We start from the raw sequence: 26,746 nt of genomic DNA, 5'->3' as shown, positions 1-26,746 counted from the left end.
GCGCGGAGGAGGAGAGAACAATGTCCTATTTAAATACACTGGTGTTCGGGATTTATCCTTACATTGCCATTCTGATTATGCTGGTTGGTACCTGGGCCCGCTACGATAACAGCCAGTTTACCTGGCGCGCCCAGTCCACCCAGATTCTGAGCAAGAAAAATATGGTGTGGGCCAGCGTGATGTTCCACGTCGGCGTATTGGTGATCTTCTTTGGCCACCTGGCGGGCCTGCTGACGCCGCACTTTGTCTATGAGCCGTTTATGAGCGCTGGAGCCAAACAGGTGATGGCGATTGTCGTGGGCGGCATCGCCGGAGCCATGGCGCTGATTGGCGGCATCGCGTTGGCGGTTCGCCGCCTGACCAATCCGCGCGTTCAAGCCAGCAGCACCTTCTCTGACAATATGATCATTGTGATACTGATGGTTCAGGTTGCGTTGGGGATGCTGACCATTTACCCCACGTTGGGCCATTTGGATGGCAGCACCATGTTGTTGCTGGCATCTTGGGCGCAGGGCATTTTGACCTTTCAGGGCGATGCCGCGTCGCATATTGCCGGTGTGCACTGGATCTATAAAACCCATATTTTCCTTGGCCTGACCATCTTTGTGCTCTTCCCGTTCACCCGTCTGGTGCACATGCTCAGCGTGCCGCTAGAGTATTTTGGCCGCAAGTACCAAGTGGTGCGCAAGCGCGTTTAGTTTCATCGTGAAGAGGGAAACACCATGCAATTGATACCCACCGGCGAAGCCGAAAAACCCAGAAACCGGTTCCCACCGGTGACCGTTGGCGACACGCTGATCAACGAAGACGACATAGCGCGGGAAATGCAGTATCACCCCGCCGAAGAAGCCGCTACCGCCTGGCACGATGCCGCTAAAAGCCTAGTGATACGTCAATTGTTGCTAGATCAGGCCAAGCGTTTGAGACTGCCTGAAGAGCTGGATGAAGAAGACCGTGTCGCCAAAGTGCTTGAATCAGAGCTGGGTGTTCCAGACCCGACAGAGCAGGACTGCGAGCGTTTCTTCAACGCCAACCCCAGGCGGTTTTGCAGCCCGGTAGTGATGGCCGTGAGCCACATATTGCTGGCGGCGGCACCGGATGACGTTGCCGAGCTTATGCGCCAGGAAGAGGTGGGGGACCAATTGCTGAAAGCACTGTTTGAAGGTCGTTCACGGTTTGACGACCTGGCCAAGCAGTATTCAGCCTGTGAATCACGCCATCAGGGCGGCAGCCTGGGGCAGATCAGTAAAGGCCAGACTGTAGACGAGTTTGAGCGCCCGGTGCTGAATCTGAAGGAAGGCCTGCATTCGGAGCTGATCGAAACCCGTTACGGCTACCACATTGTGCGTGTAGACCAGCGCATTGATGGCCAGCCATTGCCTTTCGAGCACGTAAAGCCACAAATTCGCCAGTACCTGAGCGAAAGCGTAACCCGCCGTGCCTGTCGCCAGTACTTGCAAATATTAGCGGCCGAAGCCGGTGTTAAAGGCGTGGATCTGGAACTGCCGGATTCGCCGCTGATGCAGTAATTGCGGTTGCGGACTTTAAAAGCAATATGTGCGGCCTGGCTGGAAACAGTGCAGGCCGCACGGCTAATGGGTTACCTCCTAAGAGGGAGCGATTTTTGCAGCCGATCCCTCTAGTATTAATTCATAGATTATGAATACATGAAAAGCCAAAAAGGATGCCGTCATGGCGCTGATACAAGCTGCTGATACTCGCACGTACAACACCTCAACGGATTACGCCAAGCCGGTTCTGGCGGCGGTTAAGCCTCGTGAACACGAAGACAGCCTGGCGCTGCTGCGCAGCCACGCCATGTTCAGCGCTCTGGAAGAAGACGACCTGCAAGAGCTTCTGCATCATGCCCGCCGCTTGCGGTTGGGCCATCACCAGTTGCTGTATCGTCAGGATATGCCGGCCCACCATTTCTTCTTTGTGTTGTCTGGCCGTTTGCGCTTGTACCGGCTGGATGCATCGGGTGTCGATCGCACACTGGACAGCATCGCGCCCGGCGACTGCATTGCCGAAGTGATGATATACGCCGATCCCGCCCGCTACGCCTGTTTCGCCGAAGCCCTGAAAACCAGCGAAGTGCTGATGATTCCGGTGAAAGCGTATCAAGACTTGCTGGACACCAATCACCGCTATACCCAGGCCGCTTTGCGCCATTACGCCATGCGCGCAGTGACTCGTTTTCACGATCTGGAAATCATGACCGTGCAGAGCGCTCGCGATCGGCTGATTCGCTATTTAGTCGATTTGTTGCCAGAAGGCAGCGAGCAGGGTGGTGAAGTGGAATTGCCACTGCCCAAATGCCTGGTGGCATCGCGCCTTGCCATGCAGCCGGAAACTTTCTCGCGCATTCTGGCCGACCTGAAATCCAATGGCTTGGTGCGGGTAAATCGCAGCCGGGTGTTTATTTCCGACCCGAGCAAGCTGATTCGGATCAGCCAATAACGGCCATTTTAGGAGTTATGAAATGATCAGCTGCTACCGTGAATTAATTGCTGCTACCGGGCAGGAGGACGAACCCCAGCGCCTTTTGTTTGTGTTTTGCCGCGCCGAATTACCGGACTCGGTTTCTGCAGAGGAGCTCGCCGCTTTTGAACGGGGCGAGGGCGGCGCACTTACGCCGGTGATCTGCGTGGATAAAACCCCTGCCGAAGCCGCAGATTTCAGTCAGCTGGTGGACGAGTCCTGCAACACGGGTCAGAACTGGGACGTTGTATTCGTGGCGGCTATGTCTGGCCGTGGTGGCGTGCCCCCGTCCAGCGACGAAGCACAGCAGCCCATGACCATGATGGTCGAAAGCATTCGCATGGGCCACGTTGGCAATTATCTGCCTTTAGACGTTAACGGCGAAGCGGTCAGCCTCGGCTAATCAGAGCTAGAGGAGGTATCAATAGCCTCCTGTGCGTATGCCATAAGAGGTATTTTAATTACTTTTAAATAATCTAATCTATGCAGTACCTATTGTCAGCGGGGACATGTTGTGAGTATCCGTTTCAGCAATACCGTAAATCTGATTGTAATGGCGTTGGTACTGACACTGCTCGCAAGCGTCACCCATGTAAAAGCCGACCCCGTTGACCAATACCAGCCGGTTGCCGGTCGCCAAGTGATCACGCAAACACTGCCCCAGGTAACCGAAGTGCGCTTCCGCGAAAGCAATCGTGCCATTGGCGAGCTCTTCGCCGGTGAAGAGTTGGTGGGCTACACCTACCAAAGCCTCGATTTTGTGCAAACGCCCGCCTATTCAGGCAAACCCCTGAACATTCAGGTATTGATGAATACCGACGGCGAAATCCTTAAAACCCGCGTAATTCATCACTCCGAGCCGATTTTGCTGGTTGGTATCCCCGAGTACAAACTGCACGATTTTACCGATCAGTACACCGGTCTGAAAGCTGATCAGCGGGTTACTGTGGGCGGCAATACGAACGAGCGCAAAGTGGCAGTAGACGGGCTGTCCGGCGCGACCGTTACGGTGATGGTGGTGAACGAAGTCATCATGCGTACGGCCCATAGAGTCGGCGTAGAACTTGGCTTGGTGGAAGATTCGGGCGTAAAGCGACCACCCATTGCGGAGGTTAATAACGAGCCGTTTCAGCAAGTCGACTGGCAGCAACTGACGGATGATGGCTCCATTCGCCGCCTGCTGCTGACCTGTGGCCAAGTGGATGACTCGTTCAAAGGCAGCGACGCGGAAGGCGTAGATGCCGCCGCTCCCGATCAGCGTGAAGACGCATTGATAGACCTTTACGCAGCCTACCTGGACGCCCCCACCATTGGTCGCAATCTGCTGGGTGAAAGCCAGTACCAATGGCTGAATTCAATCCTAAAAGAAGGCGAGCACGCAATTGCGGTGGTAGCCAGCGGCTCCTATTCGTTCAAGGGCTCCGGCTACGTGCGCGGCGGCATTTTCGACCGCATTCAGATTCGCCAGTTTGGTGATACCTTCAACTTCCGCGACCTCGACTTCTATCGTTTAAGCGATGTGTACAGCGAAGGTATGCCGGACTTTTCCGAAATGGCGATCTTCATTATCCGCCAACAGTACAACTTCGACCCGGGCTCGCCCTGGACCCTCGAACTGACCGTAAAGCGCCAGACCGGCCCGCTGGACAGCAAATTTCAGGTGTTTCCGCTGGACTACCAGCTACCCGAGCAGTATTACACCCGTGCGAACGTTGTGGTCAGCCAGGACGAATGGCTGGAAACCCAGCCCATGTGGGTACAGGTGTGGTACCAGAAACAGTTCCAGATTGTGGTACTGGGTGCGGGCATATTGGTGCTTCTTTTTGTCCTGTTTTTTCAGGACTGGCTGGTAAAGCGACCCAATTTGACTCGCTGGATTCGTCACGGCTTTCTTACCTACACCCTTTTCTTTATTGGTTGGTACGCCCTGGGTCAGTTATCCATCGTGAACGTGCTGACGTTTGTGCACAGTTTTATGTCTGGCTTTAGTTGGCAGACGTTCTTGATCGACCCGATCTTGTTCATATTGTGGGCGGTGGTGGCGGGCATTGTGTTGCTTTGGGGCCGCGCGGTCTATTGCGGTTGGCTGTGCCCGTTTGGTGCGCTGCAAGAGTTGCTGAATGAAATCGCCCGCAAACTAAAAATACCCCAGTACAACGTGCCGTTTGCCGTGCACGAACGCCTATGGGCTATCAAATACATCATTTTGCTGGTGCTTTTCGGTGTGTCGCTGGAATCCATGGCAATGGCCGAAAGGCTGGCGGAAATTGAACCTTTCAAAACGTCTATCACTCTGCATTTCGTTCGCTCCTGGCCGTTTGTGCTCTACGCGTTGGTGTTGCTGGTGATCAACCTGTTCACTCGCAAGGTGTACTGCCGCTACCTGTGCCCGCTGGGCGCCGCGCTGGCGCTGCCCACCAAACTGCGGGTATTCGACTGGCTCAAGCGCCGCAAGGAATGCGGCACCCCCTGCCGCCTGTGTGAAAAAGAGTGCGAGGTACAGGCCATTCACCCGGACGGCACCATCAATTTCATGGAATGCCACTACTGCCTTGACTGCCAGGTGACCTATTTCGACGACAACAAGTGCCCGCCGTTGATTGTGAAGCATCGCGGCAAGCGCCGTGGCCAAAATTCGCCGGGGCGCCCGGAACAGATTCCAGTTGTCGAAGTGAAGTGAAGTGAAGTGAAGTCGAAGGCAGTGAAGTGACGGACATTGAATAAATCAGAGCCTTAACGGCCAAAAAAGCAGTGCCATAACGAAAAAAGTACAACCCCCAAAACTGAAACGGAGTTGAGCATCATGAGCAAAGACCATGAGCAAGATCATAAAGAACTGGCAAAAACGGAACACCTCGGCCTGAGTCGCCGGCGTTTTCTGGGCGCCACCGCGGTAGCTGGTGTGGCCGGTGTTGCCGGCCTTGGCGGCGCAGTTATGAGCCGCGAAGCGTTTGCAGCCGCCGCCAAAGAAGCACGTAACAATATTCACGTGGGCCCGGGCGAGCTGGACGAGTACTACGGTTTCTGGAGTGGAGGTCACCAGGGCGAAGTACGGGTATTGGGTATACCGTCTATGCGCGAGTTGATGCGTATTCCGGTGTTCAACGTGGATTCAGCAACCGGTTGGGGCCTTACCAACGAAAGCAAAGACGTACTGGGTCACGACAACACGTTTTTGAACGGCGACTGTCACCACCCGCACATCTCCATGACCGACGGCCGTTATGATGGCAAGTATCTGTTCATCAACGACAAAGCCAATACCCGTGTGGCCCGTATCCGTCTGGACATCATGAAGTGCGACAAGATTACCCACATTCCTAACGTGCAGGCCATTCACGGTTTGCGCTTGCAGAAAGTGCCCTACACAAAATACGTGTTCTGCAACGCAGAATATGTGATTCCGCACCCGAACGATGGCAGCGATTTCTCGATGGAGAACAGCTACACCATGTTTAACGCCCTGGATGCGGAAACCATGGAAGTGGCCTGGCAGGTGATTGTCGACGGCAACCTGGACAACACTGACGCTGACTACACCGGTAAATACGCGGCTTCTACCTGCTACAACTCCGAGAAAGCGAAAGAACTGGCCGGTACCATGCGTAACGACCGCGACTGGGTGGTGGTGTTTAACGTTGAGCGCATCGAGCAAGCGGTTAAAAACGGCGACTTCAAAACCGTGGGCGATTCCAAAGTGCCCGTGGTGGATGGCCGCAGCAAATCCCCGTTGACCCGCTACATTCCAGTGCCGAAGAATCCGCACGGCGTGAACACGTCACCGGATGGCAAGTACTTCATTGCTGCCGGCAAGCTGTCGCCAACCTGTTCGGTAATTGCTATCGACAAACTGGACGATGTATTTGACGACAAAATCGAGCTGCGTGACGTGATTGTCGCTGAACCGGAGCTGGGCCTTGGGCCTCTTCACACCACGTATGATGGCCGCGGTAACGCCTACACCACGCTGTTCATCGACAGCCAGATTGTGAAGTGGAACATTGCAGACGCCATAAAGCATTACAACGGTGAAGACGTAAACTACCTACGCCAGAAGCTGGATGTGCACTACCAGCCGGGCCACAACCACGCGTCGTTGACGGAATCCCGCGATGCCGATGGTAAGTGGCTGGTGGTGTTGTCCAAATTCTCGAAAGACCGTTTCCTGCCGGTTGGGCCTTTGCACCCGGAGAACGATCAGCTGATCGATATTTCTGGCGATGAAATGAAGCTGGTGCACGATGGCCCGGCCTTCGCCGAACCACACGATTGCATTATGGTGCGTCGTGATCAGATCAAAACCAAGAAAATCTATACCCGTGACGATCCGTACTTCGCCAGTGCCCGCGCCCAGGCCGAGAAAGACGGTATCACGCTGGAAGGCGATAACAAGATCATCCGCGACGGCAAAAAAGTGCGCGTTTATATGACGTCGGTGGCGCCTATTTACGGTACAACCGAGTTCACCGTAAAGCAGGGTGACGAGGTAACGGTGTATGTGACCAACCTGGACACCATTGAAGACGTTACTCACGGGTTTTCGGTGGTGAACCACGGTGTGAGCATGGAAATCAGCCCGCAGCAGACGTCGTCAGTGACCTTCGTGGCTGATAAGCCAGGTGTGCATTGGTACTACTGCAACTGGTTCTGTCACGCTCTGCATATGGAGATGACGGGGCGGATGTTGGTCGAAAAGGCCTGATTAAGTGGTTTGGCCGGAGTCCTTTTCTAAGGCTCTGGTTCTTCCAGTGTCATACCCAACTTTGGCGAGTGTTAGCCATGTTGAGAACTGATTTGGTGCAGCATATTTTAGGTTTAGCAGCGACTCTGACCGTCGCTTTGCTACCGATGACCGCACAGGCGGGTATTCAGCAGCAGCTGGATGCCTTGGGACCGGGGGCGGTTTTTGAGCTGCCACCTGAACAGGTTTCACCGATCGTTATTCGGGTGGCGGATGTGACGGTTCGCTGCCATGCCGATACGGTGATTAATGGCGGCGGCGAGGGCAATGCGGTGCATATTTTGGCTGCTGGCGTTACGTTCAGTGGCTGCAAGGTGCGTAACTGGGGCTCGGATTTAAATGAGCTGAATACGGGGATTTTTGTGGCCCGTGAGGCGGGCGGCGTCACGGTTGCGGACAACAACTTGCAGGGTCCGGCGTTTGGGGTATGGCTGGATGCTGCACCGGATGCGACGGTTATTGGCAATGTGATTCGTGGCGATGCCAGTATGCGTTCCAATGACCGGGGCAACGGGATTCATTTGTTCAACACTCAGGGCGCGTTGATTGAAGGCAATGACATTCGTCAGACCCGCGATGGGATTTATATTGAAACCTCTAACAACAACTGCATTCGCAATAATGTCATGGCCGATTTGCGTTATGGCATTCACTACATGTATTCGATGGACAACCTGCTGGAAAACAACGTTACCCGTGGCACGCGCACGGGTTATGCCTTGATGCAGAGCAAGCGCCTGACGGTGCTGAATAACCGGTCCGAGAACGATGAGAATTACGGCATTTTGATGAATTTTATTACCCAGTCCGAGCTGCGGGGCAATGTGGTTACCGGTGTGTCGAAGGGGCAATTTGCCGGGGCGGCTATGTTGGGTGCCGAGGGTAAGGCCGTGTTTATTTACAATTCTCTGTACAACACCTTTACCGATAACGTGTTTGCCAACAGCAATATTGGTATTCACTTAACCGCCGGCTCGGAGGACAACACAATGTTCAACAATGCCTTCGTGAATAACCAGCGCCAAGTGAAGTATGTGGCGACCCGCACCCAGGAGTGGTCGAAAGACGGCGTGGGTAATTACTGGAGTGACTACCTGGGTTGGGACCGTAACCAGGACGGCACCGGTGACGTTCCTTACGAGCCTAATGACAACGTCGATCGTCTTCTATGGACCTATCCGGAAGCTAAGGTGCTGATGTTCAGTCCGGCGGTGGATACCTTGCGCTGGGTGCAGGATGCGTTTCCGGTGATCAAGGCCGCCGGGGTTCAGGATTCTCATCCGTTGATGTACCCACCTGAGCCTGAACGCGTTCCATCGGCTGTTTCTAACCCGAATTCTGCGGAGCCGCAATGAGCTGTTTTTGTCTTGAAAATGTCAGTTACCGTTACGATAAAGCCACCGTGCTGCAGGGTGTGGATTTGCGCCTGGAGCCGGGGGAAATCCTAGGTCTGTTTGGCCATAACGGCGCCGGTAAAACCACCACTATCAAGCTGATTCTTGGTCTTATGCAGCCGGTAGGGGGCTCTTTGTCGGTGCTGGATGGCAGCGCGGGCGACTCACAGGTCACCCGGCACATTGGCTATTTGCCTGAAAACGTTATGTTCTACCCACAGCTGACTGGCCGGGAAATTCTGGCGCACTTCGCCCGCCTGAAAAGCGCGGACTTACGCCAGGTGCCAGAGTTGCTGACTCAGGTTGGGTTAGACGATGCCATGGACGCGCGGGTGAAAACCTACTCGAAAGGCATGCGCCAACGCTTGGGCCTGGCTCAGGCGTTATTGGGAAAGCCCAAGCTGTTGATGTTAGACGAGCCCACGGTGGGGCTTGACCCCGTCGCGACCGCCGATCTGTACCGGCTGCTGCGCATCTTGCGCGATAGCGGAACCGGCATTGTGCTTTGTTCCCACGTGTTACCCGGTGTGGAGCCTTACATCGACCGCGCTGCGATTCTGACCGACGGCGCGTTAAGGGCCAGCGGCAATCTGGAAGCGCTGCGGCGCCAGGCTAATATGCCGGTCACGTTGATGTTGGAGCCAACGGGCTCTTTGAGTTCCTTGGAAAACGCCGTTCGCCAGTGCAACGGCGTCACCAGACCGGTGATGAAAAGCATCAGCAACCGCTTGCAGGTAGACGTACGCCCGGCTGATAAAATGCCACTGCTGACAGCACTGATGGCCTCCGGCGAGGTGGCGGATGTGGGTATCCATCAGCCCACCCTGGAAGACATTTACGTGCACTTTATTGGCTCCGGTGGACTGGCTCACCGCGGAGGTGTGCAATGAACAGCGTGTGGACCATCGCTCGTAAAGAGCTCAGCGACAGCTTGCGTAACCGCTGGCTGCTGGCCATTGCTATTGTGTTTTCTGTGCTGGCTGTGGGCATCGCCTGGTTTGGTGCGGCTGCCTCTGGTCAGATTGGCTACGCCTCCACCCCAGCGACCATCGCCAGTTTGGCCAGCCTGGGCATATTCCTGATTCCGCTGATTGCCTTGCTGCTGGCCTACGATGCAATCGTTGGCGAAGACGAGGGCGGTACCTTATTGCTCCTGATGACCTATCCCCTTAGCCGCGGTCAGTTGTTGTTCGGCAAATTTCTGGGCCACGGTCTGACATTGGCGTTTGCGACGATTCTGGGTTTTGGCGTAGCGGGTATTGCCATTGCGGTGCTGGTAGAAGACGTAGGCATCACAGACCTTGCACTGGCGATGCTGCGATTTATTGGCTCTACCATTTTGTTGGGATGGAGCTTTATTGCCCTGGCTTATGTGGTGAGCGTGCGCGCGAGCGAGAAGCCGGTGGCCGCGGGCCTGGCCTTGGCGATCTGGTTCTTCTTTGTGCTGGTGTTCGACTTGCTGCTACTGGGCTCACTGGTCGCCAGCGAAGGCAAACTCAACCCCGAACTGCTGCCCTGGTTGCTGATGCTGAACCCGACAGACATCTACCGTTTGTTGAATATTCTGGCCTTTGGTGAGGGTCGTCAGCTCAGTGGTGTGCTGAGTCTGGGTAGTGATTTACCCATCGGCCAGGGCGGGCTTTGGTTGGCGTTGCTGCTTTGGTGTGTGCTGCCGCTAACGGCGGCTTGGTCGCTATTTCGCAATCGCCGCATTTAGCCGCGAGCGTATTTGCCGGAGCGCTCGGTGTGGCCCGAGCTTTTTTCTATAACGGAGTGGTCGTTAATGAGCATTGATAGCAGAAATCGTTGGTGTACCAGGAAGTCGATTCTGGGACTGAGCCTTTTGTTGATAAGCCTGCTGGCGTTGGCAGGCTGTTCCGATCCTCAGAAAAGTGCTGCGACGGAAAAGCCGGCAGCCGTGCACATCGAAGATGGTGAAGAGTGCCACGTTTGCGGCATGGCCATCACCGGCTTCCCCGGCCCGAAGGGCGAAGTTATTACGGAGAAACGACAGCAGGTACATAAGTTCTGTTCAACCAGGGATATGTTTTCGTGGGTGTTACAGCCGGAAAATATCAAACGCGATCACACCTTATACGTTCACGATATGGCGCAGTCGGAATGGGACAGCCCGCTGGATACGGCGCTCATTGATGCCCGCGAGGCATTTTACGTGATTGGCTCCGAACGGATGGGCGCCATGGGCCCGACGTTGGCGTCATTCGCAAACAGCAAGGCTGCCGAAGGCTTTGCCGCTCAATTTGGTGGCCAGGTAAAAGCGTTCGCTGACATCACAATGTCTGACCTGAATGCTGCCAGCCCGGCAGCTATGGATCATGGCTCTGTGGAGCAAGGCTCCATGAATCAGGGTTCGATGGAGCGCTGATCGCATCGCAACCGAGCGGCCATCGACGTTGGTGCGCTGGCCGGCTCGCGACCGCACTCTTCTCCACAGCGCTCTTCCCACAATTCGTACTTTGTCACGAGTTGCCATTCTGGCTAGATTGGTTTTTACCACGCCTTGGGTAAAGCGGCTTCGTCTGCGGCAATTTGTTTCGCCAATTCAGTGCTGTCTGCCGCTCCTGATTTTTGGGCCTTTACGGCTGAGAGCAACGCCGGAACAAGGCTTTTGGCGTCGCCTTCCAGGGTTATGCTGGCAGGGTAGTTAGCACTGAATGCTCGCGGGTTTATGTCCAGGTGAATCAGGTTTTTCGGTGGTTTTATACCGTCGCTGCCGGTGGGTATTTCTGCGAAACGGGTGCCGGTAGCCAGTAAGCAGTCGATGTGAGCAAAGGCATTGGTGGCAGTGGCCGCTGCCCTCATATTTTTCCTGCAATGCTTTGCGCAGCTCTGGTTTGCATGCTTTCAGTTCACGCACGGCAATTCGGTAGTTCATTACTTGCCAGGAGTATTGGTCAAGCCGGCACCGATTACGGCAACATCGGTTTGATAGTGTTTCATGGCGTTTTATGATTGGTTTTATTGAAGATCACATCAAAATAGCATGGCTGCCTTGCAAATATTTGTGTGAAAAATAAGCGACGTTGGCGGGCGCCAGGCCATAAAAAACCCCGCGACTGCAGGGTTCCTCGGTTCCGACGGTGCTTTGATTTACAGGCAGCGTGACTGAAGCGTGTTTGACGTGCGGCTCGGGCCGCCTTAGCCGCCGGTCATGTTCATAAAACGCAGCAACTGCACCTCACCGTCGACGGAAAAGTGGTGTTTTTCCGGTTTCAGATCCATCGCCTGGATGATGGCTTCTTGTAGGTGTTGGTCAGAATCGGGGCTGGCGCGCAGTACTCGTCTCAGGTCCACGGAGTGTTCGTTGCCCAAACACAGCAGAAGGCGGCCTTCCACAGTGACTCGCACCCGGTTGCACGTGGAGCAGAAGTTGTGGGAATGGGGTGAAATAAAGCCGACTTGAGTCGGGCTATCTGCCATGCGGTAATAGCGCGCAGGGCCACCGGAGTCTGCGGTGGCAGGAATCAGGTCGTGATGGCGGGTAATGATCTCGCGTACTTCGTCGCTGGTGCAAAGCGCTTCGCCGCGATCGTGTTCTGAAATCTCGCCCAGGGGCATTTCTTCAATAAAGGTGATGTCTACCTGCTTGCGGCGGGCGTATTCAACCAGTTCGGGCACATCCTGATCGTTACGGCCTTTCATCACCACCGTGTTTAGTTTAATACCACGGAAACCGGCCTCGCAGGCGGCGTCTATGCCGTCAAGAACCTGAGATAGTTTGCCGGTGCGAGTAATGCTTCGAAATTTTTCGGCGTCTAACGAATCCAGACTGATGTTCAAACGATGAAGCCCTGCTTTGCGCAGCGTTTCTGCCATAGCGGGCAGCTGGGTGCCGTTGGTGGTCATGGTGAAATCACGCAGGCCATAACTGCCTATTTCTGTTACCAAATCAATAATGCCTCTGCGGACCAGTGGTTCACCGCCGGTTAGGCGTATTTTTTCTGTACCCAGTTGCACAAAATTACGGGCCAACCTTGCGATTTCTTCCAGGGTGAGCACTTGTTGGCGGGGCAGGAAGGTCATGTCTTCCGCCATGCAATAAACGCAGCGCAAGTCGCAACGGTCGGTCACTGATAAACGTACATAATTAATGGTGCGGCCGAAGCGATCCGTCAGTTTATTGTTGGACATTGGCACATTTCCCGTGGCAGCCAGTTTAAGTCATCTAAAAGGTATAGCACAGATTATCGCAGACCGGTGCGTAAAATCCGATACCCACAGCGGGGTAGATTTGCCTGACTTTGGAGTGCACACCCGTTAGATCAGTGGCAGGGCAGAAAAAAATTAGGCCCACCTTAAAGAAATCTGTAAAATAAATGTTTTAAAGTAGCTGTGAGTAACAAGAGGAAAAAAAGCTTTTTCGGGCCAATAGCGCAATTGTCTGAGCCGTCTCGGCAGACCGGTTCACGGATCAACGCTATACTTAAGTCATGGTTTAATCGTTGTGAGATCAGTACTATGAGTAGTCGCTATCGAAAAACTGGATACCGTATACTTGCGTATATTTCAATGGCTTTTGCGTTTGTTGGCGTGGTTCTTCCGGTGTTACCGACCACCCCTTTTGTCTTGTTGGCTGCTTTTTTTGCCAGCAAGGGGTCACCGGCTTTTGCGTTTTGGTTAGACAATCACCCTAAATTTGGGCCCATTATTTTGCAGTGGCGCGCCCGTCAAGCCATACCGGCCAGCGCTAAAGTGATGGCCTGCTCGATGATGACGCTAAGCTGGGGTTTTTTGTTTTGGGGCGGCGCGACGCCGCTGGTGTTAGTGATAGTGGGGATTACGCTGGTGGCCGTTGCATGCTATTTGCTGACCCGTCCGACTTATTAGTGTCAGATGCACGCTAGCTGGAGTTGTTTATGCACATCACCCGTTACACCGATTATTCGCTACGAGTACTGGTTTACCTGGCTGTTTCTGGTGACCGTCTGGTTACCATTCAGGACGTAGCCGATGCCTATGATATTTCCAAAAACCACCTGATGAAGGTGGTGCATCAGCTCAACCTTAAGGGCTACATAGAAACAGTGAGAGGCAAAAACGGCGGCATGCGGCTGCGGCGTCAGCCCAGCTCCATCAATATTGGTGCGCTAGTTCGCGATACCGAGCCGGATTTCAACCTGGTTGAGTGCTTTTCCGAGAACAATCAGTGTTGTATTACCCCGGTTTGCGGTTTGCAATCGATATTAAAAGAAGCTTTGAACGCTTTTTTAGCGACCTTGGATGCTTACACCCTCGCTGATGTGGCGCGCCAGCCAGAGCAATTGCAGTTGCTGCGGCTGCTGCAAATCAGCTAGCGTCGCTTTTCACCGCGGGCTTCTTTTTCGCGGCCGTTCTAGGTTTGCGTGGGCTGGGTTTTTTCTTTGGCGGTAACAGCAAGATTCTGAGTTCTTCCAATGCTTCCCCGGTGTACACGGCCAGCTTCTGCATGCTGGGTAAGGTGTCGCGGCAACCAGTGAAACCAAAGTTCAATGATCCGGCATAGCTCAGGCACGTAATGTTCAGTGCTCCGCCGTGGGTGATCAGCGACACTGGATACATGGCTTCGAGTTTTGCGCCCTCGTAATAAAGATCGTCGGTAGGCCCCGGAACGTTGGAGATGGTTACGTTAAATACCGGTCGCATGCGCCCACCCAAGCCAGACATCAGCTGCAGTATGTAAGGCGACATCAGCATCATGGTGTATTGGGTCAACGCCTTCTTGGGTAATTTTTGCAAGTGCTCTTTGGCTTTGCTCGACGATTCTTTGATGTGTTTCAGCCGCGTGAGCGGATCAGGTTCGTTGGTGGCCAGGGCGGCAATCATAAAGCTGATCTGGGTTCCGGTGCCTTCATCATCCGCCGGGCGAATGTTGACCGGTATGCCTGCTGTTAATGATATGTCAGGCAAATCGTCCTGTTCGAGCAGAAAACGCCGCAACGCAGTGCCGCACAAATACAGCACAATGTCGTTCATCGAGCTGCCCGAAGCGCGAGCCATGGCTTTCATATCTTCTAACTGATATTGCTGGGTGGCGAAGCGGCGCTGGCCGGTAACCCGATGATTGATTTTGGAAACCGGGCCGGTGAAGGGCGCGGTCAGGCCGTCTTCCGGATGGCGCACCGAGCGAATCAGGCGATTGCTGGCCTGCCACAGCCGTGGTGCTAAGCCCAACTGCAGTTTGAGAGCTTCCATAGCTTGGGATATAGCACCCGGCACGCTGGCTTCGCTGTCGGTCTTCTTGCCGCGCCGGCTTTCCGGGCGAACTGACCAGGGTGGCAGCATGTCGCGCTCGTCGGGGGATTTGCTCAGCACCCTTTGCAACAGGCGTACACCACTGATGCCGTCAATCATGCAGTGATGCATTTTCGTGTACAGGGCAAAACGGTTGTGTTCCAGCCCTTCGATCATGTGGCATTCCCACAGCGGCCGCGACAGGTCCAGCGGGTTGGAGTGCAGGCGCGATACCAGTACCCCCAGCTCGCGTTCACCGCCGGGCTTTGGCAGGGCCGAGTGGCGCACGTGATAATCCAGATCAATATGTTTGTCGTGCTTCCAGGCGGGCGCCAGAATGCGGCCCAAAAAACTTGGCCATACCAGCTTGCAGCCCCAGGGGAACTCAACATTACCGGCTTGCTTCATACTTTCGACCAAGTCGCCAGTAAATGTAGAAGGGGCGTTGTCGGGCAGGCTGAAAATCTGCAAGTTGCCCACGTGCATGGGTGTATCGTCAGACTCGACCGCTAGCCAAGACGCATCCAATGTTGCCAGGCGTTTCATTCCGTGCGCACCCCTACTGTATCTGGAACATGAAAAAGGGCAGAGTGCCCTATTTTTACAGTATATGGGGTACTGTCACGATAAACGAATGCTGACACAAGAAAATTCTGCAGAAATGGTAAGACTGTCACCAGACCCGAAGCTCAGATTGCCGTGGTATTTCGCGTAGCTGCGGTCATCCAGCTTCAATTTGGGGCACGCCTTCGTTTACGCAGGCATCGGTGTAACGAACCGCTGTCGGTAATCTGAGCCACGCGTTGGACACACCTGTTACCGGAATTCCGCGAGCAAGCTTTAAGTCAGAGCGGCCGGCTAGACGAATCCAAGCCCGGCCGCGCCGCCATTAAGTCTTTGGCGTTGGTGAAGGGCACTGATATTTCGTCACTACCTTGCCATCACTAACGCTTTGCAGGTGCACGTCAAAGCCCCACAGCCGGTGTATGTGGCGCAGCACTTCTTCGCTATCGTCCGCTAACGGCCGACGTTCATTCACACTGTGGCGCAGGGTTAGCGAGCGGTCGCCACGCAAGTCGACATTCCACACCTGAATATCCGGCTCGCGACTGCTCAGGTTGTATTGCCGCGCCAACTTTTCACGCAGTGTGCGGTACCCGGTTTCATCGTGAATGGCAGTCACCAGGTAGGCGTCTTCTTCATCGTCGTTTTCAATGGCAAACAATTTTAAATCGCGCATCACTTTGGGCGACAGAAACTGCTGGATGAAACTTTCGTCTTTGAAGTTTTTCATGGCGAAATGAAGGGTTTGCCGCCAATCGGAGCCGGCAATGTCTGGGAACCATTCGCGATCTTCGTCTGTCGGCTGCTCACAAAGTCGGCGTAAGTCGGTGAAGATCGCAAATCCCAGGGTGTAAGGATTTATGCCGGAATAATAACGGCTGTTGAACGGTGGTTGGTAAACCACCGCGGTATGGCTAGCCAGCAGTTCCAGCATAAACCCGTCGGTTACTAGCCCTTTGTCGTAAAGAGCATGAATCAGAGTGTAGTGCCAGAAAGTTGCCCAGCCTTCGTTCATTACCTGAGTTTGCCGCTGTGGATAAAAATACTGCCCCAGTTTGCGCACGATGCGAATAATTTCCCGCTGCCAGGTTTCCAGTAAAGGCGCGTTTTTTTCAATGAAATACAGAATGTTTTCCTGGGCCTCCTCCGGGAAACGTTTTTTCTTACTTTCGGAGTCGCTGTAATCGGTGGGCAAAGGAATGGTGCGCCACAAATCGTTGATACGGCGTTGCTGATATTCTTCGCGTTCGGTCTGGCGTAGCTTCTCCTCGCCAGCGGAGATAGGCGATGGCCGCTTGTAGCGATCTACCCCGTAGTTCATCAGCGCGTGGCAGGAGTCCAACACTTCCTCCACCGCGTCTACACCGTGGCGCTCCTCACATTCAGCGATGTAATGGCGGGCAAAGACTAGGTAATCAATAATCGCGCTGGCGTCGGTCCAGGTGCGAAACAGGTAGTTGCCTTTGAAGAAAGAATTGTGGCCGTAGCAGGCGTGGGCAATCACCAGCGCTTGCATGGGCAAGGTGTTCTCTTCCATCAAGTAAGCGATACACGGGTCTGAGTTGATAACGATTTCATAAGCCAGCCCCATTTGCCCGCGCTGGTAACCTTTCGATGTGTTGAGGAACTGCTTGCCGAATGACCAGTGGTTGTAGCCTACCGGCATGCCCACAGAACTGTATGCGTCCATCATCTGTTCGGCGCTGATCACCTCTACCTGATTGGGGTAGGTGTCCAGACCGAATTCAGCGGCACACTTTGCGATTTCTTCGTCGTAGCGCTGGATCAGGTCAAAGGTCCATTCTGACCCGGTCGAAATCGGCTCCCGCGCTTTTACCGCCTTAGGCGGCTCGGGCGGATTATCAACGCGCAGTGCGCGATCATTGTGTTCACTCATGCGGCTTTCCTCTCGAACAGCCGGCGGAAGACCGGGTAAATGTCGCTGGCATCGGCAATTTGCTGCATCGCGAATGCGTGCGGAAAACGCGCCAGAATCTTCTCGTATTCGTACCACAGCATCTGGTGGTTCTGGGGCGTAATCTCTATGTAGGCGTAATATTGCACCAGCGGAAGCAGCTGGTCTGTTAACAGTTTGCTGCACACCGGGGAGTCGTCATTCCAGTTGTCGCCGTCGGATGCCTGGGCGGCGTAGATGTTCCACTCGGCCGGTGAATAGCGGCTGTCGATGATTTTCTGCATCAGCTTCAGAGCGCTGGACACAATGGTTCCGCCAGTTTCACGCGAGTAGAAAAACTCTTCTTCGTCCACCTCTTTCGCACTGGTGTGGTGGCGAATGAACACCACGTCTATTTTTTTGTAGTTCTTTTGCAAGAACAGGTACAGCAAAATAAAGAAGCGTTTAGCGATGTCTTTGTGGGTTTGCGTCATAGAGCCTGACACGTCCATCAGACAGAACATCACTGCGCTGGTGGCTGGTTGCGGTTGCTTCAGGTGCTGGCGGAAGCGCAAGTCGATTTCGTCAATAAACGGAATGCGCTTCACGTTGGTTTTTAGCCGTGCGATTTCTTCTTCCAGAACCTGAATCTGGTCGGCGTGGCTAAACGCAGCGTCGAGATCATCCGGCGCGATTTTCAGTGCTGCAAGCTGCTCTTCCAGTTCGCGGATTTTATGTCGGCGGGCTCCACCTAAGCCTAGGCGGCGAGCGTGGGCCCCGCGTAGAGAACGAATAACATCCAGCTTGGCGGGCACCCCCTGTGTACTGAAACCTGAACGCACGTATTTGAACGACTCGGTGTCTTTCAGGCGTTTGCGCACCAGATTGGGCAGCGCCAAATCGTCAAACAAAAAGTTCAGGAATTCTTCCTGAGTAATCTGAAAGGCGAAATCGTCCACTCCCTCTCCATCTTGGCTGGCCTGGCCACTCCCTTGCCCTTGTCCGCCACCGTCGGGCGGTTTGGGAAGGGTGTCGCCTGCCAGAAACTCCTGATTGCCGGGATGCACCACTTCCTGGCGCCCGCCCTGGCCGTGGTGAAAAATCGGTTCTTGAATGTCGCGGTTGGGAATAGTCACGCTTTCCCCGTGTTCCACATTGGTAATGGAGCGCTTTTTCACCGCTTCAGCCACGGCCTTCTTTATGTGATGGCGATAACGGCGCAGGAACCGTTCCCGATTCACTGCGCTTTTGTTTTTACCGTTCAGACGTCGGTCAATAATGTGGGTGCTTCCCATAACGCTTCCCTCTATGCAGTGCGCTATACAGTGCGCCCATTACCGGTTAATGGGATTTGCGAACCCGCAGGTACCACTCAGCAAGCAACCGCACCTGTTTTTCGGTGTAACCGCGGTCTATCATCCGGTCGACGAACTGCTTGTGCTTTTTCTGGTCTTCGTTGCTGGCTTTGGGATTGAATGAAATCACCGGCAGCAAGTCTTCGGTGTTCGAAAACATCTTCTTCTCGATCACACTGCGCAGTTTTTCATAGCTCAGCCAGGAAGGGTTGTCGCCCTGGTTATTGGCACGGGCGCGCAGCACAAAGTTGACGACTTCGTTGCGGAAATCTTTGGGGTTGCTGATGCCCGCCGGCTTCTCGATTTTTTCCAATTCTTCGTTAATAGAGACTCTGTCCAGAATTTCCCCAGTGTCCGGGTCGCGGAATTCTTGATCTTGAATCCACAGGTCGGCGTAGGTGACGTAGCGGTCGAACAGGTTCTGGCCGTATTCGCTGTAGCTTTCCAGATACGCAGTCTGAATTTCTTTACCAATAAACTGCACGTAGTGGGGTGCCAGGAATTCTTTGATGTAGCGTAGGTAGCGCTCCTGAATTTCGGGCTGGAACTGCTCTTGCTCAATCTGTTTTTCAATCACGTACAGCAGATGCACCGGGTTGGCGGCAACTTCGTTGGTGTCGAAGTTGAACACTTTCGACAGGATCTTGAAGGCGAAACGGGTGGACAGGCCATCCATGCCTTCATTTACACCGGCCGCATCGCGGTATTCCTGAATCGATTTGGCCTTGGGGTCGGTGTCTTTGATGTTCTGACCGTCATAGACCCGCATTTTCGAGAAAATACTGGAATTGTCCGGGTCTTTTACCCGTGAAAGCACAGAGAACTGGGCCAGCATGTCCAGGGTGTCCGGTGCGCAGGGCGCACCCGCCAGAGAACTGTGCTCCAGTAGCTTGCGATAGATATCAACCTCTTCAGTTACCCGCACGCAGTAGGGCACCTTCACAATGTACACACGGTCGAGAAAGGCCTCGTTGTGTTTGTTGTTACGAAAGGTTTGCCACTCGGATTCGTTAGAGTGAGCCAGGATAACGCCATCAAAGGGCACGGAACCCATGCCTTCGGTGGTGTTATAGTTGCCTTCTTGGGTGGCGGTCAGCAGGGGGTGCAGCACTTTTATCGGCGCTTTGAACATTTCTACAAATTCAAGCAAGCCTTGATTGGCTTTGCACAAACCACCACTAAAGCTGTATGCGTCTGGGTCATCCTGAGAATAGTCTTCCAACATGCGGATATTCACTTTGCCCACCAGGGCAGAGATATCCTGGTTGTTGTCGTCGCCAGGTTCGGTTTTGGATACGCCTATCTGGTCCAGAATGGACGGATAGCGTTTCACCACTCGAAACTGACTGACGTCGCCGCCAAATTCATGCAGGCGCTTCACCGCCCAAGGCGACATGATGCTTTTTATATAGCGCGGCGGGATGCCGTATTCTTCGTGCAGAATTTCGGTGTCTTCGGCGGGATCAAACAATCCCAACGGCGACTCATTAACCGGGGAGCCCTTGATGGCGTAAAATGGTACCTTTTGCACCAGGGATTTGAGCTTTTCCGCCAGTGACGATTTACCGCCACCTACCGGACCCAGCAGATATAAAATTTGTTTCTTTTCCTCTAGCCCTTGAGCAGCATGGCGGAAGAAAGACACGATGTTTTCCACCGCTTCTTCCATACCGTAAAACTCGGAAAATTCCGGGTAGCGTTTGATGACCTTGTTGGAAAAGATACGTGACAATCGGGTATCGCGTGAGGTGTCTATCAGTTCGGGTTCACCAATAGCCAGCAATAGGCGCTCGGAAGCACTAGCGTAAGCTCCGGGGTCGTTTTTGCAGATCTCCAAGTATTCCTCTAGAGAAAATTCTTCTTCTTGAGTCCTTTCATAACGGTTTTTGTACTGTTGCAGAATGCTCATGGATGCCCCTCGCTTGCAATGGTTTAGCCGTTCGTAACGCGTATTCCTCATCAGTATGTTGTCGTCGCACGCCCGGGACGTAATGGCCGCACCTCGGCGCGCTTGATACGACTAGTTATAGGGTTCTTTTTTGTTTTTGGCCTACTTATCGGAAGCCTAGTTTAACTTTTCCGATTTGGACAGTGGCTTAGCGATAGCAGTTCCGTGGCCAAAAGGATGAATTCGCCCAATCATCGTTTGTGTAGCCGGAACACACTTTCCTTGGCGCCACCCAAGCCTTTGCGTTTGGCGAAAGGGTCGTCTTTTGCCATGTTTTCCTGGCGCAGGCGCTCAACGGTGAAGTCATCGCTGAACAGTTCGTACACCTCGTTGTCAGTAACGTTGAACGGCGGCCCGGTCATTTCACTGCCATCGTAATCTAGGGTAATCAGTAGCATGCCACAGCGCTCAGGCAAGATGGCGCTCAGGTGGCTGGCATAGCGCCGGCGCATGGACGGTGGCAAAGCGATCAGTGCGGCGCGGTCATACACCCAACCCACGTTGTTTACGTCCGCCGGGGATAGCTGAAAAAAGTCACCGCACCACAACTCCAGGGTGTCGTCATGGCGGAAGCGCGTAAACGGTGAACCGGGTGTCACCATTGCTTTTTCGCCGGCTTCTTCAAAAAAATCTTTGCAGGCAATGCTGCTGAGTTCTACCCCCAGAATGGCATGGCCGCGATCGTGAAGCCACCAGAGATCATGAGATTTGCCGCACAGCGGTACCAGAACCTGGTTTTTTTCTGGGCCTGTCAGATCTGGCCAGTGCTCATGCAGATAGTGATTGACCGATTTTTGATGGAATCCGGTCTCTTTGCGTTCCCAACGGGCGTGCCAGAATTCGTGGTCCATAAGGGTGCCTTTTGTAATTGGTTTTTGACGTGTGGAACATAATTCCGCCGTATAATGATTGTAAGAATAGTATCAGTATAGGCAAAATTGGGCGGCCCCGGCCGCACCTTTTAAACCCAAGGAGTGTTTGAGTGGAAGTTGTGTTTCGTTTTTTGGTGGCAACTTTTCTAGCAACGCTGATGGTGGGATGTTCTTCGTTCCAGCAAAAAAATCAGATGAGCGCTTTTAACGATGCTTATGCGGCAGGCGATTATGACCTTGCGTTGCAAGCGGTGAGCTTTAAAACCGCCAAGGGTTCGGCTGTAGATGCCGATGAGCATTTGCTGGATTTGTTGCATCAGGCGGAGTTGCAGCGTTTGTTGGGCCGCTATCAAGAAGCCACCAAAACCTATGATTTGGCGGAAGAGGGTATGAAGAACCTGGACCTGGCCAATATCCTGGAAAAATCATCAACGGCTTTTGTGGCGTTGATGGTGAACGACTCCGAACGCAATTATCAAGCGCTGATGTCGGAGGCAATTCTTGTCAACACCTATAAGAGTCTGGCGTTTCTGGCTGCCGGCAATAACGAATTTGCACGCGTCGAGCTTAACCGGGCGGATGACCGCACACGGCGTGCAGTGGAATATTTCAGTCAGGAAATCGCCGAACAGCGGAAGGCGTTGAACCAGCAGGCGCAGAGCGGGCAAAACACGGCCGCCATGGTTCGCAACAGCCTGAACAACCAAAGCCTGCGCAATGCTGTGTCGCAGGGCTATGATATAGAGTCGGAGTGGTCGGTGCTGCCCGAGTTTATGGTGCCGGCCAGCACCTATTTGCATGGCATTTACTTCCTGGCCAACGCCAGTAGCCGTGCCGATTACGAGAAAGCCGCCACGTCGCTCACACGTGTTGCCGCGATGAACAGAGCAAGCGGTGTTCTGCAGCGTGACGCCAAACTCGCCGAGGCGTTGGCCGCTGGCTCGCAGTCGATAACTGAACTGGCACCACAGGTGTGGATTGTTTATGAAAATGGCCTGGGTCCGGTATTGGAAGAGACCCGGATTGATGTGCCTTTGCTTATATTTCATGGTAACCGGCAGGCACCCGCTTACTTTGGCATTGCACTGCCCAGATACAGAGATCGTGCCGCCGTTCCGGGCAGCCTGGGTGTAATTTCAGATGCTGACATTGCTGTGCAAACAGAGCGTATATCAGACATGGGGTCGGTCATTCGTACTGAAATGAAAGAGCGGTTTCCCAGTGTTCTGGCGCGAGCCGTGTCGTCTGCGGTGATAAAAGCGGTCATCCAGAACGAAGCCGCAGAAAATTTTGGCGTGTGGGGTCAGCTAGGTGCTGCCGCGCTGACCATTGCCACAACCCAGGCTGATTTACGCAGCTGGCAGGCCCTGCCCAACCACTGGCAGGCCGCTCGGATCGATCGCCCCGAGAATGGTAAACTAACGCTAACAAGCACAAATGACTATTCCTTGGGTACTATTGTGATACCCGACCAGCCGTTTACTCTGCTCTACGTTAAACGGCCCACTTTGGCTGGCCCGGCCAGTGTCGTCGCGCTTGATTTGCAAGGGCGTAACCCGGCATCAACGGTGCAATTGTCGGGAAAGGATTTGCTGACAGCCACTCAATGAACTCAATCAGGGCCGAGCCATGAGAGTTCAAGCCATGAGAACCCAAGCCATGAAATTTCAAAAACAGATCATCGCTTTTAGTTGTGCACTGGCATTGGTCGGTTGCGCCATTCAGCCACCCGCCGAAACAGCGGCTGCAATTGACCGCGAGCAACTTCAGGTCGACCCGGAAGTAAACTACTTTGTGGCCGTAACAGAGCTGCTAAGTCAGCGCATTGTTCAGCCTGGCGGAGAGGCCCTGTTACAAATCCAGTACGCTGTTAAGGCACGCTCTAACGGCGATTTAGCTTGGAAAGTGACCTGGTTTGATCCTAACGGCATCGTCGTAAAAGGCGTTGGCGAGAGCTATCGCAAAGCCTCGCTACTAACCGGTCAAACCCGTTATTTCACCGCAACGGCACCCCACACCCGCGTTACCGATTATCAGCTCCATCTTCGTGAGCCCCAGCAATAAGGATTCTGTATGTTCAAACTTCCGATTGTGCTTTGTGTCAGCCTGCTCATGCTTGCTGGCTGTGCGACGCCTACCCGATATATCGACCCGGCTGCTGACGATGGCCCTGTGACCATGACCATGGATTACCGGGATTTCGAAAAAGCGGCCACCGAGGCCGTGGATGACATGCTTGCCAGCGGCGCCGTTAGTAAACCCAATGGCGAGCGCTATATCATGGTGGTCAGTCGCGTGACCAATGACACGATGCAGCGTATCGACACAGATCAGCTCACCAAGAAGATTCGTGTGGGGTTGCTGCGCTCCGGCAAAGTCGTGACCACCACGGCAGTAGGCCTTGATGGTGCTGAAGATGAAATGAGCGCGCGTGCGCGCGAGTTGCGTGATTCTGAAGAGTTTGACCAATCAGGAGTGCAACGCAAAGGCACCTTGAAAGCGCCAGACCTGAGCCTGTCCGGTAAGATTCTGCAGCGCAATCACACAGCAGGTAAAGAGCAGCAAGTTGAATATTACATTCAGCTATCACTGACCGACCTGGTAACAGGCTTGGCAACCTGGGAGGTAGAAACGCCCATTATCAAACGCGGGCCCAATGACTCCGTTTCCTGGTAAACGGCTGAGGGTGAGGGTGAGGGTGCCATTTTTTGTGCACCAGCGGCCGGTTTTCCACCCGGCACTTATTTGAGCCATACTTGAGTCTGTCTGCCCCTGCTCGAAACAGGGGCACTTTCATAGTCTGGCAACGGGACAAAAAGTGGCCTCTCTTCAAATACAAGAACGTCTTGCCGCCGCTGAAAAATGGATACTGGCAAATCCTAATCCGCCGCAACACTGGCCCTGGACCTGGCTCTATAAAACCGGGCGCTCGCTGTACGCGCTGATTCGTGATTTTATCAGTGGCCAGCTGACTCTTCACGCCATGAGTCTGGTTTACACCACGTTATTGAGCATTGTGCCGTTGCTGGCGTTAAGCTTTTCGGTGTTGAAGGCTCTGGGCGTGCATCAGCAAATGGAGCCGTTCCTGTACCAGTTCTTCCAGCCGCTGGGCCCCCAGGGTATTGACATGGCAGAGCGCATTTTGGGCTTTGTGGACAATATGAAAGTGGGCGTGTTGGGCTCGGTGGGCCTTGCAGTGCTGGTGTACACGGTAGTGTCCCTGGTGCAGAAAATAGAGCGCTCGTTTAATATGATTTGGCGAGTGGCAGAGATGCGCTCTTTGTCACAGCGCTTCAGTAATTATTTAAGCGTTATCATGGTGGGGCCGCTGCTGATGGTGTCCGCTATTGGTATTAGCGCCACCATTTTTTCCTCATCGTTTGTGCAAACCCTGATAGAGATAGAACCTTTCGGCTCGGTGATTTTGCTGATCAGCCGCTTTACACCGTTCTTCCTGGTCGTGGGCGCCTTCACGTTTGTGTATGTGTTCATTCCCAACACGCGAGTGAAGTTACGTTACGCGTTTCTGGCAGGCCTTATTGCTGGCGTGTCTTGGCAGGGGGCTGGGATGCTGTTTGCGTCGTTCGTGGCCGGGTCTGCCAAATACGCCGCCATTTACTCCAGCTTTGCCATTGGCATTATCATGCTGATCTGGATCTATCTGAACTGGATGATACTGCTGCTGGGTGCCAGTTTGAGCTTTTACTTGCAGAATCCGGGCTCTGTGGCCAAGCGCCATCAGGTGCAGTTGGCGCCGGAGTTGCAGGAGCAGGTCGCCTTGGCGTTGATGTGGATGGTGGCCAAGCCGTTTCACGAGGGCCGGCCCGCGCCGCGGCAGGAAGCAATTGAGCACGAGCTCAGAGTTCCGGGGGAGGTCACTCGTAATGTCAGTGACAAACTCATCCGCGCCAAGCTGCTGACCCTGGCCGGCAACCAGGGAGACTGCTTGCACCCGGCCCGGTCGTTGGAGCGAATTTCGGTGGGTGACGTACTAAAGGCCGTGCGTAATGATGAAGATAACGTGGTGGCACGTTTGCCAGCGTTGCTACCGAAAAGTCTGTTTGGCCGATCCACGAAGGGCGACGAGCTCACCTTCGCTGAACTGCTGGCCGGTGAAGACAGGCCGAGCCCGTTAGTGCCTTAGTCTTGAGCTGTCGGCGTATTTTCGGGATCTTCGAGCATGGGCTTCAGGGCAGCTTGAACCCGGGTGACGTCATTCTTGCTCAATTGCACCAATGCTGGAAGGTCTTCTTCTGCCAAATTGCGCTGGCGCGCTTGGCGTAGCACTTCGCGAGTGGCAATAACAATGCCGTCGATTAACGCAGAGTTTTCATGGCTTCGTGGGCTCTCGGGCCGGTGCAGGAGGCCCTGATAGTTGTCAGAAAGCCCCCAGGTGCGGGCGATAAGCCGGGCCACCGGCCATTGATAACGCACTAGAATCTGGTGCAAAGTGGCCGGCTTCAGTTTGATTAAAGTGCCATCGGCGCCGGCGGGCACCAGGCGATGAGCCTCACGGTAAAGCGTTATATAGGCCAGAGCAGGCAACAAGCCAGCCATAAAATAAACGCTGGCGTCTTTACCCTGAAGTCGGGCAACGGTTTCTGCTGCGCGTGCGCTAGCCATTCCCCAGCGCCAGGCACGATCGGTGAAAGTGATTTCTTCATTGTTACGTGGTGACATCATTGGCCGCATCAATGCGGCGGATACAACACTGCGGATGCCGTTCATACCTAGCATTAAAATCGCTTGATCTACGGTTTCAATGTCATTTTTGTCGGGACGAAAAAACGGACTGTTGGCGATTTTTAGCAACTGATCCGTTAGCGCTGGATCACGCAGGATAATATTACCCAGATCCTGGCGCGTGGTGGTGTCGTCAGACAGCGCACTCATTAGCATGGGCAGGCTCATGGGTTGGCGCGGTAGTTCGCTGAGCTCATCGGCGCGCAAGCGCTTTGCTATCGCTTCGATCGCCGCCTCTGGGTTTTCCAGGTCAGCTCCCAACGTTTGCGGCCGCGTATCCAGCAACCAGCAAAAAAGGTGCTGGTGCAGTGCCTCAGCAAGCGGACGATGACCTTCCGCCTTGCTACTGGAGCCACCTTTGCCGAAGAAACCATTGCCGAGGGCTGGCGCCGGCGGTGTTTTGTCGGCGCGGTTGAAGCAACCGCTAATCCAGGAAAACAGTCCTGGCATTAAAACCTCCGTAGCAAAATGCAGGCAAGTGGTTGAGTGTGCTGGCAGATCTCCATGCCGCGAATCCGACACG

Annotated in this window: 24 protein-coding genes; 16 read left to right on the top strand and 8 right to left on the bottom strand. The window is 54.1% G+C overall.

Features of this window, described 5'->3' with window-relative positions:
• Positions 1–20: 20 nt before the first annotated feature.
• The 10 genes from narI (at position 21) to ABA45_RS14820 (ending at position 11,002) form a co-directional block, all read left to right on the top strand.
• Positions 21–698: a respiratory nitrate reductase subunit gamma gene (narI, locus tag ABA45_RS14865; RefSeq protein ID WP_048387382.1), complete on the top strand. Its 678-nt coding sequence runs from the start codon at positions 21–23 to the stop codon at positions 696–698.
• 24 nt (positions 699–722) lie between these two features.
• Entirely contained in the window at positions 723–1,529 is an 807-nt protein-coding gene (locus ABA45_RS14860; protein ID WP_048387380.1) for a peptidylprolyl isomerase, read from the top strand.
• Between the two features lie 163 nt (positions 1,530–1,692).
• Positions 1,693–2,460, top strand: a complete 768-nt coding sequence (locus ABA45_RS14855; protein ID WP_048387378.1) for a Crp/Fnr family transcriptional regulator — start codon at positions 1,693–1,695, stop codon at positions 2,458–2,460.
• A 22-nt stretch (positions 2,461–2,482) separates the two neighbouring features.
• Positions 2,483–2,884: a hypothetical protein gene (locus tag ABA45_RS14850; RefSeq protein WP_048387375.1), complete on the top strand. Its 402-nt coding sequence runs from the start codon at positions 2,483–2,485 to the stop codon at positions 2,882–2,884.
• A gap of 111 nt (positions 2,885–2,995) precedes the next feature.
• The gene (gene nosR / locus ABA45_RS14845) at positions 2,996–5,161 is read left to right on the top strand and encodes a transcriptional regulator NosR (RefSeq protein ID WP_048387374.1); all 2,166 of its coding nucleotides are present in this window, start codon (positions 2,996–2,998) and stop codon (positions 5,159–5,161) included.
• Positions 5,162–5,284: 123 nt separating this feature from the next.
• Positions 5,285–7,183 carry a TAT-dependent nitrous-oxide reductase gene (gene nosZ / locus ABA45_RS14840; protein WP_048387372.1) on the top strand — a complete coding sequence of 633 codons (1,899 nt, stop codon included), beginning with the start codon at positions 5,285–5,287 and terminating at the stop codon, positions 7,181–7,183.
• A gap of 77 nt (positions 7,184–7,260) precedes the next feature.
• The gene (locus ABA45_RS14835) at positions 7,261–8,577 is read left to right on the top strand and encodes a nitrous oxide reductase family maturation protein NosD (protein ID WP_048387370.1); all 1,317 of its coding nucleotides are present in this window, start codon (positions 7,261–7,263) and stop codon (positions 8,575–8,577) included.
• Positions 8,574–9,506 carry an ABC transporter ATP-binding protein gene (locus ABA45_RS14830; protein WP_048387368.1) on the top strand — a complete coding sequence of 311 codons (933 nt, stop codon included), beginning with the start codon at positions 8,574–8,576 and terminating at the stop codon, positions 9,504–9,506. Before ABA45_RS14835 ends, ABA45_RS14830 begins: the two co-directional genes overlap by 4 nt.
• On the top strand, positions 9,503–10,333 hold the full coding sequence (locus ABA45_RS14825) for an ABC transporter permease (protein WP_048387366.1): 831 nt from the start codon (positions 9,503–9,505) through the stop codon (positions 10,331–10,333). The genes ABA45_RS14830 and ABA45_RS14825 overlap by 4 nt, the downstream gene beginning before the upstream one ends.
• A gap of 66 nt (positions 10,334–10,399) precedes the next feature.
• The gene (locus tag ABA45_RS14820; RefSeq protein ID WP_053076203.1) at positions 10,400–11,002 is read left to right on the top strand and encodes a nitrous oxide reductase accessory protein NosL; all 603 of its coding nucleotides are present in this window, start codon (positions 10,400–10,402) and stop codon (positions 11,000–11,002) included.
• Between the two features lie 125 nt (positions 11,003–11,127).
• Here the strand turns inward: ABA45_RS14820 and ABA45_RS14815 are convergent, their stop codons facing one another.
• Together ABA45_RS14815 and moaA are read right to left on the bottom strand one after the other, a co-directional pair.
• A complete protein-coding gene (locus tag ABA45_RS14815; protein ID WP_048387365.1) occupies positions 11,128–11,439 on the bottom strand; it encodes a hypothetical protein in 312 nt (103 codons plus the stop codon).
• Positions 11,440–11,775: 336 nt separating this feature from the next.
• Positions 11,776–12,768 carry a GTP 3',8-cyclase MoaA gene (gene moaA, locus ABA45_RS14810; protein WP_048387363.1) on the bottom strand — a complete coding sequence of 331 codons (993 nt, stop codon included), beginning with the start codon at positions 12,766–12,768 and terminating at the stop codon, positions 11,776–11,778.
• Positions 12,769–13,014: 246 nt separating this feature from the next.
• Between moaA and ABA45_RS14805 the strand changes: the two genes are divergently transcribed.
• Together ABA45_RS14805 and ABA45_RS14800 are read left to right on the top strand one after the other, a co-directional pair.
• On the top strand, positions 13,015–13,464 hold the full coding sequence (locus ABA45_RS14805; RefSeq protein WP_227506048.1) for a YbaN family protein: 450 nt from the start codon (positions 13,015–13,017) through the stop codon (positions 13,462–13,464).
• Positions 13,465–13,493: 29 nt separating this feature from the next.
• Positions 13,494–13,931, top strand: coding sequence for an RrF2 family transcriptional regulator (locus ABA45_RS14800; RefSeq protein WP_048387358.1), 438 nt, complete (start codon positions 13,494–13,496; stop codon positions 13,929–13,931).
• Here the strand turns inward: ABA45_RS14800 and ABA45_RS14795 are convergent.
• The 5 genes from ABA45_RS14795 to tmpT all read right to left on the bottom strand — a co-directional run bounded on the left by ABA45_RS14795 (position 13,924) and on the right by tmpT (position 21,459).
• Complete coding sequence (locus ABA45_RS14795) at positions 13,924–15,393, bottom strand: WS/DGAT/MGAT family O-acyltransferase (RefSeq protein WP_048387356.1); 1,470 nt, start codon at positions 15,391–15,393, stop codon at positions 13,924–13,926. The two genes, ABA45_RS14800 and ABA45_RS14795, sit on opposite strands and share 8 nt — an antisense overlap.
• Before the next feature lie 343 nt (positions 15,394–15,736).
• Complete coding sequence (locus ABA45_RS14790) at positions 15,737–17,308, bottom strand: SpoVR family protein (protein WP_048387354.1); 1,572 nt, start codon at positions 17,306–17,308, stop codon at positions 15,737–15,739.
• Complete coding sequence (locus ABA45_RS14785; RefSeq protein ID WP_048387352.1) at positions 17,305–18,600, bottom strand: YeaH/YhbH family protein; 1,296 nt, start codon at positions 18,598–18,600, stop codon at positions 17,305–17,307. Before ABA45_RS14785 ends, ABA45_RS14790 begins: the two co-directional genes overlap by 4 nt.
• 46 nt (positions 18,601–18,646) lie before the next feature.
• On the bottom strand, positions 18,647–20,569 hold the full coding sequence (locus tag ABA45_RS14780; RefSeq protein WP_048387350.1) for a PrkA family serine protein kinase: 1,923 nt from the start codon (positions 20,567–20,569) through the stop codon (positions 18,647–18,649).
• A 230-nt stretch (positions 20,570–20,799) separates the two neighbouring features.
• A complete protein-coding gene (gene tmpT, locus ABA45_RS14775) occupies positions 20,800–21,459 on the bottom strand; it encodes a thiopurine S-methyltransferase (protein ID WP_048387348.1) in 660 nt (219 codons plus the stop codon).
• A gap of 131 nt (positions 21,460–21,590) precedes the next feature.
• Between tmpT and ABA45_RS14770 the strand changes: the two genes are divergently transcribed.
• From ABA45_RS14770 to ABA45_RS14755, 4 genes are all read left to right on the top strand, one after another.
• On the top strand, positions 21,591–23,090 hold the full coding sequence (locus ABA45_RS14770) for a COG3014 family protein (RefSeq protein ID WP_048387346.1): 1,500 nt from the start codon (positions 21,591–21,593) through the stop codon (positions 23,088–23,090).
• A gap of 49 nt (positions 23,091–23,139) precedes the next feature.
• Positions 23,140–23,544, top strand: a complete 405-nt coding sequence (locus tag ABA45_RS14765; protein WP_227506047.1) for a YcfL family protein — start codon at positions 23,140–23,142, stop codon at positions 23,542–23,544.
• Positions 23,545–23,553: 9 nt separating this feature from the next.
• On the top strand, positions 23,554–24,156 hold the full coding sequence (gene lpoB / locus ABA45_RS14760; RefSeq protein WP_048387342.1) for a penicillin-binding protein activator LpoB: 603 nt from the start codon (positions 23,554–23,556) through the stop codon (positions 24,154–24,156).
• Positions 24,157–24,298: 142 nt separating this feature from the next.
• The gene (locus tag ABA45_RS14755) at positions 24,299–25,624 is read left to right on the top strand and encodes a YihY/virulence factor BrkB family protein (protein ID WP_048387340.1); all 1,326 of its coding nucleotides are present in this window, start codon (positions 24,299–24,301) and stop codon (positions 25,622–25,624) included.
• Here ABA45_RS14755 and ABA45_RS14750 read toward each other — a convergent pair.
• Positions 25,621–26,673, bottom strand: a complete 1,053-nt coding sequence (locus ABA45_RS14750) for an HDOD domain-containing protein (RefSeq protein ID WP_048387337.1) — start codon at positions 26,671–26,673, stop codon at positions 25,621–25,623. The two genes, ABA45_RS14755 and ABA45_RS14750, sit on opposite strands and share 4 nt — an antisense overlap.
• Between the last annotated feature and the right edge of the window lie 73 nt (positions 26,674–26,746).

The organism is Marinobacter psychrophilus (genome assembly GCF_001043175.1).
Lineage (GTDB): Bacteria > Pseudomonadota > Gammaproteobacteria > Pseudomonadales > Oleiphilaceae > Marinobacter > Marinobacter psychrophilus.
This window is presented reverse-complemented; position numbering and strand designations above follow the sequence as displayed.